We start from the raw sequence: 12,488 nt of genomic DNA, 5'->3' as shown, positions 1-12,488 counted from the left end.
ATTTTTTAATCCTCATCCTTCACATCAATATCTTCTGGAATAGGTTCGTTTAGATATTCTTGAATCATGAGACGATATTTCTCTACTTGTTCAAAATGTGTAGTAAACTGCGCTTTGTTAATTAAAAACTGCTTTCCGTCGTGCAATGCACGGATTTTCCCTTGCAGAACCAGTGCAGTAACTTTTGATTCATGCATAGAAAGATATTCTGCAGTTTCTTTAACTGATAAATACATTGTTTATACACATCCTTTATTCCAGCTTATTCTTCTACAAGCACATCATGATATTCTGGTGTATCTTCCATGCGCTTTTTAGCAAAGACACATAATGGTCTTATTTTTTTATTATGCTCACGAGCATATAAAACGACCTGTTCAAGCAGCTTACCAGCAATACCTTGGCTGCGCAGGTCATCTGAAACATACGTATGGTCTATTACAATCAGTGATTTTCCTGATTGGATATAAGTAATTTCGGCTAGGGGGGATTTAACATCTTCTCCTATGTAAAACTTGTTTTCAGCCTTCTTGATGGTTGTCATATTACTCCTCCTAAAAATAGCTTCTCTCTAATTATAACTCAATCTAAATTAAATTTGTGAACTTTAAGTAGGAATACTTAATAAAATCTTTACAGTGACTTAATATTCGACTGTTATAATCAAATTGAATTCATACAAAAGAACTAGATAATCATAGAGAAGGGGCAGAAAGTTTTATGAAGCAACATTTCAAGAATCTATTAAAAAAGCCATCCCTGCGCACTCGATTATTAATTCCGATATTGATTCTCGTCATTCTCTCTACAGCAGCTGTTGGTGGAACAGCATATCTTCAGGCTAAAGAGTTAACAATGCATTCAATAGAGGACAGATTAGTCAGAGAAGCTGAAACAATGGGTTATATCGCAGAGAATTTAAGTTTTTTATACATAAGTGATTTAGATTATTTTTTTCAGCAGCTTAATAGTAATATTCGCATACAACAAAACCAATTAGAGAAAGATGGAATTGCTTCTGATTTCTTTTATATCAGCGATAATGAGATGATTCCCTTTCAAGTGAGCGAAAATACACTACCAAAAATACCAGAGAATATCCTGAAAGACATTACCGCGCAAAATACCGGGCAGATCCAACGCGTGATTAATCATACTGCTTATACTATCTCTTTTCAGCAAATGGAAGAGATTAACGGAATTTATGTCTTGCTTGTACCCAATTCTTCCTTTATGGGAGACGTAGAAAATATGGGCAAGATAATCATTGGAATTATTATCTTTAGCATTATTGCATCGGCCATCCTTATAATTCTTTTTGTCCGGAGGCTGACAAAACCATTAAATGAGCTAAGGGGAACCATGCGCCATGTTCGTGAGGGGAATTTAATGCAATCTGCCTCGCCAGAATCAAGCTTGCCGGAAATCATTTCTCTCCATACAAGTTATGAGGCAATGCTAGCCCAAATGCGTACTGTACTTGGCGAACTAAAATCAACAACCAATGATTTAAATCAGACTGGGGAAGCATTGCAGGGCTCCTCTGAAAATGCAGTCCAATCGAGCATCGACGTGATTGACACAATTAATGTTGTTAAAGACGGTGCGGAAAACTCTGCAGCCTTTGCCGAGGACAGTATGAATATCTTTATTGATATGAAGGTAAAGATAGAAGAGATGATGAAAAATATGGATAATGTTTTTACTGGTTCCCGGCATATAGACCAATCCGCCAAGATTGGAGAAGCAAGCATCTCAGATTTAATTCATACACTAACCACCTTTGAAACAGACTTCAATCAGCTGACGAAAACGATTAATCAAGTAAACCAGCATTCTGCCTCTATTAATCAGCTTGTTGATTTAATTAAAGGAATTGCCGAACAGACAAAACTGCTTTCATTAAACGCATCGATTGAAGCTGCCCGTGCAGGTGATGCCGGTAAAGGCTTCTCCATTGTCGCAGATGAGGTTGGTATACTTGCCGAACAATCCTCACTCGCAACAAAAGAAATTACTGACACAATAGATAACATGCAAAAAGTCACAAGTAATGCTGCAAATGAGTTTCAAGACATCGCTAAGAAGCTTCGCTCCAACCTTGCTGCAGCAAATCACTCTAAAGCTTCCTTTGATGAACTTATGGAAGAAATTATAGATATCAATGAGCATCTTCAAGGTATTCGGAATGAATTAAAATCCGTAGATCTAGTCATCCCGGAGCTCGAAGCATCGACAGAAAACGTTGCATCGGTTTCTCAGGAAACACTTGCAAGTGCGGAGGAAATGCTGACAACAAGCCAAGAGCAATACAAAGAAACTGCAAGAACCGCTGACATCGGACAAAAGCTAATTAACCTATCCAAAGCACTAGCAGTAGTAGCAAAACGCTTTCGGATAGAATAACAAGAAAACGGTATGCCCTGCAATAGGAGCATACCGTTTAATTTAGGCCATCACATTCGCCCGCTGCAAGGAACGAATAATGATTGGAACTAAAATCAGCTGAATAATAATTCCCGGGAGCGCAGTAACAAAGGCACCTGAAAGGAATAACGCCAAACCATAAGCATTATCAACCATACTGAAAAGCATTGCATTCACTATACCTAAAACAATCCTTCCCCCGAGCATGGCACCAACTAAGCTAATAAGGATTTTTCCATTTGTAAGTTTATATAATAGGCCAGTTAGCATTCCATATGCAGCAAGTTCTGCCATCATCGACACTGCAGTCGGGAATAATGGCGGCATTCCTGTAAGCAAGGATGCAATAATTGGCGTGAGTATGCCAGCTACTGCTCCAAAACGCCAGCCACATAAAAAACCGCAAACTAGCACTGGTATATGCATTGGCAATAATACCGCGCCTGGATATGCAATCGGCACAAATTTAACCAGCTGCGGGAGCAGCAAACCAATTGCAATACATAAAGCAGTAAATATAATATTTCTTGTTGTTGTACTTCTCATCTTAACTTTCTCCTATAATCATTTTTTAGAAGCCTGAATAACATGATCAGCTTTCCCCTCAATTTGCAAAGCACGAAAATAGCTTTCTTCCAGTGGAATCCATTCATTGATGAACCTGTCAATTTTAGAAGGATTGCGCTTTGCGATTCGTTCCACTTGTGTTTCTGCATCAATCGTCATAAAAATTTTATAATCATAGTAAGGTTCAAGAAACGGATGCAAGGAATACACACCTTCGATAAAATTCAGCTTTTTAAAAGGCACGGTTTGTGTCTGCCCTAAATCATTCACAGAACAGTTGAAAGGAATCAGCTGCACCGCCTCTCCCCTGCTTAAAGGCAGAATAACCTCTTGCAGTACCCGCTCATAATGCACATTGCCGCCTGGTTCACTTAACCTTTCCTCTGTTTTCATTTCTTGCGGGAGAAAGAAATCATCCATATGGAAAACATTACAATCAAATCTTCGCTTAAGCATCGCTGCAAATGTCGTCTTCCCGCTTCCACAACGCCCATCAAGCGCAATAATATGCGGACCTTCCCGCTCTGCAAGCATCTTGAACTCTCCAATCAAATCTTCATACAATGAACCCATTTCCATCGAAGAATCTCCCATTATTCCATCCATTCCTCTCACCTCTCTCTTTATAGGTATCTAAAAAACTCTAACTTAAATCAGCCTTCACCCCAATACATCTAAAAGGCTGCAAATATCACATCGACATATCCAATATTCTAAGCAAACCGCCGATTACTTTAATACCGTTTCTATCTATTCTCTTATTTTTCTTTTATAATAACACACATAATGAATAGCAGTGTTAGAACTGCTTTATTTCTGTTAAGCTAAAATAACAAAGGAGGGCTTTGATGCAAATATTACAATTTGAAGCGAAATGGGACAAAACCATTGCACCCGCAGACCGTGAGAATATAGAAAATCTATTTGAAGAAACGAAACACATGGATAATGAAAATATTGTCCTGCTGCCAATCAGGCAGGATTACAACCATAGACACGACCTGCTCGTCATCGTACTCCTGCATAATTTTACAAATCAGGTTTTTCCCTTTGAATCGATTGATTTATCCTATTTAGAAAAGGGCAGACTCATAGCAGCACATCAATTTTCTTTCCCGAAATTAACATTACCTGCAAACACGAGCATGCCCTGGACATTTATTTTTCCTGAAGCCGCACAAAAAGATAAAGCATCTTTTGAAAATGGTCAGCTCATTTTTGCATAAATTACTTAAAAACACGTGGAAAGTTTATTTGTATAAATAATGTTACAATGAATTTGTAGCACTGCAGTATCATGCAGAATTTAATTACGAGAGAATAGGAGTGGATTCAATGCAGGAAAAACACTTAGAAATCATGATGAATGGAAAAGGGTTTATTGCGGCACTTGACCAAAGTGGCGGAAGTACACCAAAAGCTCTCGCAATCTATGGTGTAACAGAGGAACAGTACGATAACGAAGAGGAAATGTTTCTTCTCGTTCATGAAATGCGTACACGGATTATTACTTCCCCTGCTTTTAATTCTGAACATATTCTTGGCGCTATTTTATTCGAGCAAACAATGGACCGAAAAATTGAAGGCAAATATACGGGAGATTATTTGGCAGAGGTAAAAGGGATTGTTCCTTTTCTAAAGGTCGACAAAGGACTGGCTGACGAAGCAAACGGAGTCCAGCTCATGAAGCCAATTGATAATTTGAATGATACGTTGCAGCGTGCAAATGAACGGAATATTTTTGGAACGAAAATGCGTTCTGTTATTAAGAAGGCAAATCCAGAAGGCATAAAAGAGGTTGTCGAGCAGCAATTCGAGATTGGAAAACAAATTCTCGCAGCAGGACTCGTACCAATTATTGAACCTGAGGTAGATATTTTTAGTGCAGATAAGGCACAAGCTGAGGAAATTTTAAAAGAAGAGATTCTAAAACAACTAAATGAACTCGCTGATGACCAACGTGTTATGTTAAAACTGTCTATTCCTACTGTAGCTAACCTTTATAACGAACTAGTTGATCATCCAAGAGTAATTCGAGTCGTTGCTCTTTCAGGCGGCTATCCACTCGTTGAAGCGAACGAGAAGCTAAAGGAAAATAAGGGAATCATCGCGAGTTTTTCCAGGGCGCTGAGCCAAGACTTGAATGTCAATCAAACAGATAAAGTATTCAATGAAAAACTAAATGAAGCAGTCGAAGCAATTTATGATGCTTCCGTAAATAAGAAGTAAATAAAAGCCCTCTTCCGTTCACTCGGGAGGGCTTTTTATTTTATTGCTGTTAAAAGCTTTAATCCTCTCTAAGAAATCTTTCCACTGTAAAATAATAATGTTTTTCCAGCTGGGTATTGAAATCATCAAGAAAATGCTTTACTGTATCTCGGATTACCTCACCACTTATCCATGCCGTTATTTCATATTCCTGCCATATCGAATAGAGCTCCCACACATCTCTTCCTTCATGAGTAAATGCAAGAATTGGTCCTTCATTTTCATCATGTTCCATTGTGAAATAGCACAGATTCTCTTTTCCATCCCATCTTTTTAATAATGCAGCGAATTCCAGCAATGCAATGGATGGTTCATAGAAAAAACGTTTGCCGCTAATGATAATTTCCAATTCCCCTTGTATGTCCACGAGTAATTTTCCATCAAGCTTGCGCAACTCTCCTTTATCCATATCTGCTGTTACATCCAGCTTAGACCTTATCTCAAGCATGCTCTCTCCCCCGACCAACACCGATAATTTTATTTGCCTAAATTTATAAAAACATATTGACAGCGAAAACACCAGCTGTTATGGTTATACACATAAGTATATAACCATAACAGCAACTTCAAAAAAAAGGAGGGCCTTCTAGTGAAAACTGTTTTTAATGCAGATAAACCAATCTATATTCAGGTTCGTGAACAGATTGAAGACCAGATTATTAATAAACAACTGAAGGAAAACGATCAGGCCCCTTCTACAAATCAGCTTGTAAATTATTACAAAATCAATCATGCGACTGTTTCTAAAGGAATAAATCAGCTTGTAGAAGAAGATATACTTTATAAGAAAAGAGGAATTGGTATGTTTGTAGCTGAAGGGGCCAGAAAGAAACTGCTGGAAAAAAGACGGCAGTCATTCATTGAAGACTATATCGTCACGCTTGTTCGGGAAGCTCAAAAGCTGGAAATTACAAATGACGAAATTCTAAAATATATTAAACGTGTGGAAGGAAGTGAAAATGTATGAATATAAAAGCTGTAAATCTTCACCTGAGTTATGGAAGAGAGTCTATTCTTCATGATATGCATTTTGAAATAAACGAGCCGAAAATATATGGGTTGCTTGGCAGAAATGGCGCCGGTAAGACTTCCCTATTATCATTACTGGGCTCTTTTCGTGAACCAACATCCGGTCAGTTATTCATTAACGGAAAAGCACCATTTGAAAATGCGCAGATTATGCAAGATATAACTTTCATGTATAGCAAGGACTTCAGCAGTGAAACCGACACACCTTCAACAATCATAAAAGATATTCATCGCTATCGGCCAAATTTTGACTTAGCCTACGCAGAAGAGCTTTTAATAAAATTCAAGCTAGAAGGAAAAAAGTCTTTATATAAGCTCTCAAAAGGGAAGCAATCTGCATTCAATGTTGTCGTTGGTCTAGCCAGCAGGTCACCAATCACGATATTTGATGAGGTCTACCTTGGCATGGATGCACCTGGACGTGACTTATTTTACAAAGAGCTTTTAAAAGACCAGGAACTGTATCCGCGTATTATCATTTTATCTACACATCTTGTATCGGAAATGGACTATCTATTTGATGAAGTCATTATTATACATGAAGGTAAAATCCTCCTTCATGAGACATATGATGATTTAGTATCACACGGTGTTACCATCATCGGCAATAAGCAAACTGTGGAAATGTTTGCTGAAGGAAAAGAAGTAATTAATCAAGAGGCATTAGGAGATACGAAGTCGATTACACTGTACGGTGAAATAAGTGATGCAGATAAGATCTATGCTGCGGAGCTCGGTCTGCAAATTGGTCCTGTATCGCTTCACGATCTATTTATTCAACTAACAAGGGAGGAAGACTAATATGAAGAAATCAATATCATTCAGCAGAGTCGGCTTCGATTTATTTTGGGTACAATTGACTTGGACGTTTTATTATCTTGGTATTACCCTTCTTGTAAATATTATCAGACTTTTCTTCGGGGGAAATCTAGATACGTTTTACAGTGCTGGCTATATCTCAAGTAATATCTATATGCTCGTTATTGGAATCATTGCGATTAACTTCCTTCCTTATTATGTGGAAAATGGTATTACCAGAAAGAATTACTTCCTTGGAAATCTCATTGCAAGTGCTGGGTTGTCAATCATTCTGCCAATTCTCACCTATTTTATTAGCTTAGTTGAAAAACTGATTGTAAACAATTTCACCTCCAATGACTTAGCTGACCGTACATTGGAACAACTGGTCATTGAAATGGACATGGATGGTAATATCATCGGAGAAATCATTCAGTCCGTTATTTTAACACCTTTTATTAGTCCGGAATCAAATTTGCTTCTCTCACTTGCATTATTCAGCTTGCATATTTTCATCTTTTATATGATTGGCTGGCTGATTGGTTCAGCATTCTATCGATTAGGAGTTATTGCTGGAATAATCTTTATTGCAATCGGTCTTTCATTCCTTTTAATTAAGGATGCAATGATACGATTGGCTATGGACCTGCCTTTATTGGAAGTTGTTGCATTCTTAGAGAGTACTCCAAAGTTTTCAGCTCTGCCGATTGTTTTCGGTGTTATTCTGGTTACAGTACTGCTCATACGTCAGTTAACCAAACGAGCATCAATTAAAATTTAGCACATAAAAGCCGATGCAGACGATGCATCGGCTTTTATGTGCTATTGCTGGAGATTAAGCTCCTGACTCCCGAACTACTTTTTTCTTCAGCCATGGCTGAGACTTCCATCGTCTATATGCGAACACACCACGGAACCACTCATCCACACCTTGAGCCAGCCAAACACCAAGGAGGCCAAGACCAAGTGTAATTCCAAAGACATAACTTAGAGCCACTGCAAGACCCCACATGGAGATAATCCCAATTACAACAGGGAACCTGACATCCCCAACCGATTTTAATGAGCCCATTAATACCATATTCACCGCACGTCCTGGTTCAATAAAGACAATTGCCCATAATACCGGAATCGCAACTGCAATAATTGCTGGATCATTGGTAAATACGCCAATGAGGTTCTCTCCAGTGAATGCAATAATAAATGAGATTACGATTGCAACGATTAGAGCGATACGCAATGTTTTCAAACCGCGTTTTAACGTCTTTTCATACATTTTCGCTCCAACATAACGGGCAACTAATATCTGAGTACCTTGAGAAATTGCCATCGAAAACATAAAACAAAACATGGAGATATTTAAAATGTAAACCCGCGCTGCTAAAGCCGCATCCCCTACAATTGCTACAAAGCTTGTAATAACTACTTGGGAAAACTGATAAGAGAGCTGCTCACCTGCAGATGGAATACCTATTCCCATCAGGTTCTTTGTATTCGTCTTATCGATTTTAAGAATATCAGACAACCTGTATTTAATCGCCAGGCGTTTATAAACAAAATACAGCAAGGCTAATAACAGGAAAATCCGTGCTGCAATAATTGTAACAGATACCCCGACAACTCCTGTAACCGGAATACCAAATAAACCATTAATCGCAATAAAGAAACCTGTAATACTTATAATATTCATAATGATTGTGACAAACATTGTCTCTCTCGTATGACCGTAACTGCGCAGTACGGCACTTAATGCCAGAGCAACAGCCTCAATACAAAGTGATAAACCAGTTACAGCTAAATAAGTATAAGCAAAGTCATAAATTTCGCCGCTTAAACCATAAAACTTCAGAAAAACTCCACCAAATAAAACAACAACAATTGTCATTCCAATGCCAATCCAAAAGTTCAAACCAAAGGCTGACCTTGCAATGCTCCGTGCTTTCTTAATTTGATTTGCTCCTAAATTTTGACCGATAAGAATAGTTGCACCGATCGCCGTAACATTAAATACTAAAATAAAAATGTTCATGATTTGGTTGGCAACACCTACACCAGCAACTGCGTTATCAGAATACCCACTCAAAATTAAAGTAGCAAGAATCCCCACGCTCATATGAAGGGATATTTCAATGAACAATGGCCATGTAATACTGAACAACGATTGATCTTGATATTTATTATTTTCTACACTCAATTTTGCTCGTTTCTCCTTCTCACTAAATTCAGTACTAGAAAACTTGGCTGCCACCAACCCTTTTTTGATGACAACTTTAGTTACACTTGTCAGTAAGAACCCTTTTCTTTTATCCTTACTGGCAAAATAATTTTCAGCCCGACTTAATAACTATGCAAAACACATGGAAATATCCCTTCCAACTTTGCAATCTCCAATCAGATGAAATGTATACTCTCGTTTCTTTTAAGAGATTTAACTCTTTTTTCATGAAAAAAGACCGCCCAAAAGTCCGTAATATTCACACGTTCTTCCGAGACAGCCCCATCTGCATTGGTTTTGTTCCACTAGAGAGCATTCCCTAGCAAGAGGTTGTTATTATCCTTCATAGTACCATTAGAGCATTATAACATAATTCAGTGTGTATGGGGTAGTACTTTTTTCAAAAGTAAAAAGCCAAAAACAATTTTTGGCTTTTTATCATTTACCTATTCAGCTTAGCGTTTTCTTCTAATGGGATTAATTAAAAATTATTTAGCTATCTTGAGTGCAGCTTTTGATGCCTTCAATTCCACTTTCAGTTGTTTATCCAAATCACTCGGGCTATAGTAGCCTTTTTTCATCATATACTGACCGATTCTCTCATGTGCTTCAATCGAATAATTTAATTGCTGTCTTAAAATTTCCCTCGCTTCAGGTGTTACAGCCTCTGTCAGCGCAAAGGTCATGTTCTTTACCGCTGATTTTGTAGATATTAAGAAATCAGTTGCAATCACTTGATCCGTCATTCCGCTCAACCCAGCAATTTTTTGAATCATATTCGTCACATCACCACATCCCTTTTTTCCAGAATAGTATTTAATTGCTCTACGTGCCGCTTTCCCTCTTTTACATCCGTTGCGAGGATATCCTTCAATTCTTTACATCCAGCGAGTCCCTGCATAGTAGCTGCTTTTGTTAAACATAAATTCTTAAATGTCAATATTTCCTGCAGCTCCAGTCGTTCATGTAGAGCTAATTTCCCTTCCATTACTTCACTCCTTATGGTTATAAAACTTTTACATAGCTTGTGCAGCTCAGATCAAACTTATGCCCGCAATCTCCCCATTCTATTATGTGTATATTAGAAACCAGTGATGGGAAAAGTAAAGTTAAATTTTAGAATCATTAGGAGGTTTTGCTATGGCTAAAGAAGATTTAGCTTTCCATGAGACAGTGGATACCCATGAATTAGTAAATATGAAAACCGTCGCCTTGCTCAAGTCCAAGCTGATGCAAGGTATTGTCTTTGATCAGGACCTTCGCAGATTAATGCAGAAAAATGTTGACATGTCTATTATCGATTTAAAGCAACTCCAGCGCCTATACCCCTATACAAAGACTGAATAAGTGAGGTGACAGAAATGAATGATTATTTAGATCCTGTTAATGCAATTGGGATGCCTGAAAAAATCGACTCTGCTATCGCCCTCGATTTGTTAATTACAGTAAAAGAAGCTGTTCGCAACTATTCTATTGCCTTAACCGAGTCAGCCAGCCCTGAAGTAAGAACAACAATTCGTAACCAAATGGAAGCAGCAATTGATTATCAGACAGAAGTGATTGATTTGATGATGAGGAAGAAATGGTTCCATCCTTATGATGTAAGTGAACAACAAATGCTCGACCTCAAAGCAGCACAAAATGCAATTGATATCGCCAATTTAAATCTTTTTCCTGAAAATACGAACCGAAAAGGACTTTTCCCACAACCTCCGAATTAAGATTATAAAACTGTTTATGCAAAAAGGAGATAAATGATGAAAGCCGTGACCTTCCAAGGTATTAAAAATGTAATTGTAAAAAATGTAGAATACCCGCGTATTCAAAAGTCAGATGATATTATTGTTAAGCTAACACGTACAGCAATTTGTGGTTCAGATTTGCATCTGATTCATGGGATGATACCGAACTTTCAAGAAGATTATATTATTGGACATGAACCAATGGGAGTCGTAGAAGAAGTAGGTCCGGATGTCACCAAGCTTAAAAAAGGGGATCGAGTTGTCGTTCCTTTCAATGTTAGTTGCGGTGATTGTTGGTTTTGTAAGCACGAATTAGAAAGTCAATGTGATAATTCGAATGATAATGGTGATATGGGAGCCTATTTCGGGTATTCCGGTACTGCAGGCGGTTATCCTGGTGGTCAGGCAGAATATATGCGCGTCCCTTATGGAAACTTTACCCCCTTCAAAATCTCCGAAGACAGCGAAGTAAACGATGACAACCTTTTATTGCTTTCAGATGCAGGTACTACTGCATACTGGAGTGTCGACAATTCCGGCATGAAAGCAGGAGATACTGTAATCATTCTTGGCTGTGGTCCTGTTGGTTTGCTGGCACAAAAATTTGCCTGGTTAAAAGGAGCAGAAAGAGTCATCGCTGTTGACTACATCGGCTATCGTTTAGAGCATGCGAAGCGAACAAACAATGTAGAAATGATTAACTTTGAAGACCATGAAAATGTCGGTTCCTACTTAAATGAGATAACCAAAGGCGGTGCAGATGTTGTCATTGACTGTGTAGGCATGGATGGCAAAATGAGCGATTTAGAGTTTTTGGCAACAGGTTTAAAACTCCATGGCGGTTCCATGGGTGCTCTTGTAATGGCAAGTCAAGCCGTGAGAAAAGGCGGTAATATACAGGTGACTGGAATATATGGATCAAGGTATAATGCATTCCCATTCGGTGATATCTTTATGCGAAATGTCAACATTAGGACTGGACAGGCACCAGTAATTCACTACATGCCTCTATTACATGACTTGATTGCAGAAGGAGAGGTAGATTTAAGTGATATTATTACACATACCTTACCTCTCGAGAAAGCAAAATATGGATACGAAATCTTTGATGCAAAAATGGATAATTGCATTAAAGTCGTATTGAAACCATAATTCTTTAAAAGCAGATCAGCTGCCATTATTTGGCTGATGATAAAGTCTCATCCATATGCTATAATATCCTTCTATTTATAATAAAGGAGGATGCCGCATGGCAAAAAAAGCATTAGTTGTTAAGAATCAAAAGCCACAAAAGTTTGCAGTTCGCGAATATAGTCGTTGTAAGCATTGCGGCAGACCACACAGTGTATTAAAAAAATTCGAATTGTGTCGTATCTGCCTTCGTGAATTTGCCTACAAAGGTCAAGTTCCTGGCCTAAAAAAAGCTAGCTGGTAAAAGGCTT

At 38.1% G+C, this 12,488-nt stretch carries 18 protein-coding genes; 10 read left to right on the top strand and 8 right to left on the bottom strand.

All coding sequences use genetic code 11. The features are described from left to right. Positions 1–5: 5 nt before the first annotated feature. The gene (locus NST93_RS18800; RefSeq protein ID WP_405099734.1) at positions 6–236 is read right to left on the bottom strand and encodes an excisionase family DNA-binding protein; all 231 of its coding nucleotides are present in this window, start codon (positions 234–236) and stop codon (positions 6–8) included. A gap of 26 nt (positions 237–262) precedes the next feature. After that, on the bottom strand, positions 263–544 hold the full coding sequence (locus tag NST93_RS18795; RefSeq protein WP_405099732.1) for a GNAT family N-acetyltransferase: 282 nt from the start codon (positions 542–544) through the stop codon (positions 263–265). Between the two features lie 176 nt (positions 545–720). Between NST93_RS18795 and NST93_RS18790 the strand changes: the two genes are divergently transcribed. Next, complete coding sequence (locus NST93_RS18790; protein WP_405099730.1) at positions 721–2,406, top strand: methyl-accepting chemotaxis protein; 1,686 nt, start codon at positions 721–723, stop codon at positions 2,404–2,406. Between the two features lie 42 nt (positions 2,407–2,448). Here NST93_RS18790 and NST93_RS18785 read toward each other — a convergent pair whose 3' ends face one another. Together NST93_RS18785 and NST93_RS18780 are read right to left on the bottom strand one after the other, a co-directional pair. Then, positions 2,449–2,973 (bottom strand): ECF transporter S component, encoded by a 525-nt coding sequence (locus NST93_RS18785; RefSeq protein WP_405099728.1) that lies wholly within the window; start codon positions 2,971–2,973, stop codon positions 2,449–2,451. 18 nt (positions 2,974–2,991) lie between these two features. Continuing rightward, entirely contained in the window at positions 2,992–3,600 is a 609-nt protein-coding gene (locus NST93_RS18780; protein WP_405099726.1) for a uridine kinase, read from the bottom strand. A gap of 242 nt (positions 3,601–3,842) precedes the next feature. Between NST93_RS18780 and NST93_RS18775 the strand changes: the two genes are divergently transcribed. Beyond that, complete coding sequence (locus NST93_RS18775) at positions 3,843–4,220, top strand: SLAP domain-containing protein (protein WP_405099724.1); 378 nt, start codon at positions 3,843–3,845, stop codon at positions 4,218–4,220. A gap of 109 nt (positions 4,221–4,329) precedes the next feature. After that, positions 4,330–5,223 carry a fructose bisphosphate aldolase gene (locus tag NST93_RS18770; RefSeq protein ID WP_405099722.1) on the top strand — a complete coding sequence of 298 codons (894 nt, stop codon included), beginning with the start codon at positions 4,330–4,332 and terminating at the stop codon, positions 5,221–5,223. 58 nt (positions 5,224–5,281) lie between these two features. Here NST93_RS18770 and NST93_RS18765 read toward each other — a convergent pair whose 3' ends face one another. Then, positions 5,282–5,710 carry a hypothetical protein gene (locus NST93_RS18765; protein WP_405099720.1) on the bottom strand — a complete coding sequence of 143 codons (429 nt, stop codon included), beginning with the start codon at positions 5,708–5,710 and terminating at the stop codon, positions 5,282–5,284. A 141-nt stretch (positions 5,711–5,851) separates the two neighbouring features. Here NST93_RS18765 and NST93_RS18760 point away from each other — a divergent pair, with 141 nt between their 5' ends. Genes NST93_RS18760 through NST93_RS18750 form a run of 3 tightly spaced genes read left to right on the top strand, consistent with a single transcriptional unit; the run spans position 5,852 to position 7,870 of the window. Beyond that, entirely contained in the window at positions 5,852–6,229 is a 378-nt protein-coding gene (locus NST93_RS18760; protein ID WP_405099719.1) for a GntR family transcriptional regulator, read from the top strand. Continuing rightward, complete coding sequence (locus NST93_RS18755; protein ID WP_405099717.1) at positions 6,226–7,092, top strand: ATP-binding cassette domain-containing protein; 867 nt, start codon at positions 6,226–6,228, stop codon at positions 7,090–7,092. Before NST93_RS18760 ends, NST93_RS18755 begins: the two co-directional genes overlap by 4 nt. 1 nt (position 7,093) lies before the next feature. Further along, the gene (locus tag NST93_RS18750; RefSeq protein WP_405099715.1) at positions 7,094–7,870 is read left to right on the top strand and encodes a hypothetical protein; all 777 of its coding nucleotides are present in this window, start codon (positions 7,094–7,096) and stop codon (positions 7,868–7,870) included. Positions 7,871–7,924: 54 nt separating this feature from the next. Here the strand turns inward: NST93_RS18750 and NST93_RS18745 are convergent, their stop codons facing one another. The 3 genes from NST93_RS18745 to NST93_RS18735 all read right to left on the bottom strand — a co-directional run bounded on the left by NST93_RS18745 (position 7,925) and on the right by NST93_RS18735 (position 10,292). After that, positions 7,925–9,283: an MATE family efflux transporter gene (locus NST93_RS18745; protein WP_405099713.1), complete on the bottom strand. Its 1,359-nt coding sequence runs from the start codon at positions 9,281–9,283 to the stop codon at positions 7,925–7,927. 509 nt (positions 9,284–9,792) lie between these two features. Next, positions 9,793–10,080, bottom strand: coding sequence for a spore coat protein (locus tag NST93_RS18740; RefSeq protein WP_405103959.1), 288 nt, complete (start codon positions 10,078–10,080; stop codon positions 9,793–9,795). A 5-nt stretch (positions 10,081–10,085) separates the two neighbouring features. Continuing rightward, entirely contained in the window at positions 10,086–10,292 is a 207-nt protein-coding gene (locus NST93_RS18735) for a hypothetical protein (protein ID WP_405099712.1), read from the bottom strand. A 152-nt stretch (positions 10,293–10,444) separates the two neighbouring features. On the opposite strand from NST93_RS18735, the gene NST93_RS18730 reads away from it, so the two are divergent. From NST93_RS18730 to NST93_RS18715, 4 genes are all read left to right on the top strand, one after another. Further along, positions 10,445–10,651: a spore coat protein gene (locus NST93_RS18730; protein ID WP_405099710.1), complete on the top strand. Its 207-nt coding sequence runs from the start codon at positions 10,445–10,447 to the stop codon at positions 10,649–10,651. Positions 10,652–10,665: 14 nt separating this feature from the next. Then, positions 10,666–11,025 carry a spore coat protein gene (locus NST93_RS18725; RefSeq protein ID WP_405099708.1) on the top strand — a complete coding sequence of 120 codons (360 nt, stop codon included), beginning with the start codon at positions 10,666–10,668 and terminating at the stop codon, positions 11,023–11,025. A gap of 36 nt (positions 11,026–11,061) precedes the next feature. Then, positions 11,062–12,198: a zinc-dependent alcohol dehydrogenase gene (locus NST93_RS18720; protein ID WP_405099706.1), complete on the top strand. Its 1,137-nt coding sequence runs from the start codon at positions 11,062–11,064 to the stop codon at positions 12,196–12,198. A 97-nt stretch (positions 12,199–12,295) separates the two neighbouring features. Next, positions 12,296–12,481, top strand: coding sequence for a type Z 30S ribosomal protein S14 (locus NST93_RS18715; protein WP_405099704.1), 186 nt, complete (start codon positions 12,296–12,298; stop codon positions 12,479–12,481). Positions 12,482–12,488: the final 7 nt, after the last annotated feature.

Origin of the sequence: Oceanobacillus sp. FSL H7-0719 (assembly GCF_045040795.1) — a bacterium.
Taxonomy (GTDB): Bacteria; Bacillota; Bacilli; order Bacillales; family Amphibacillaceae; genus Oceanobacillus.
Note: the sequence above shows the minus strand (reverse complement) of the source record. Positions and strands in the feature narration are given on the sequence as shown.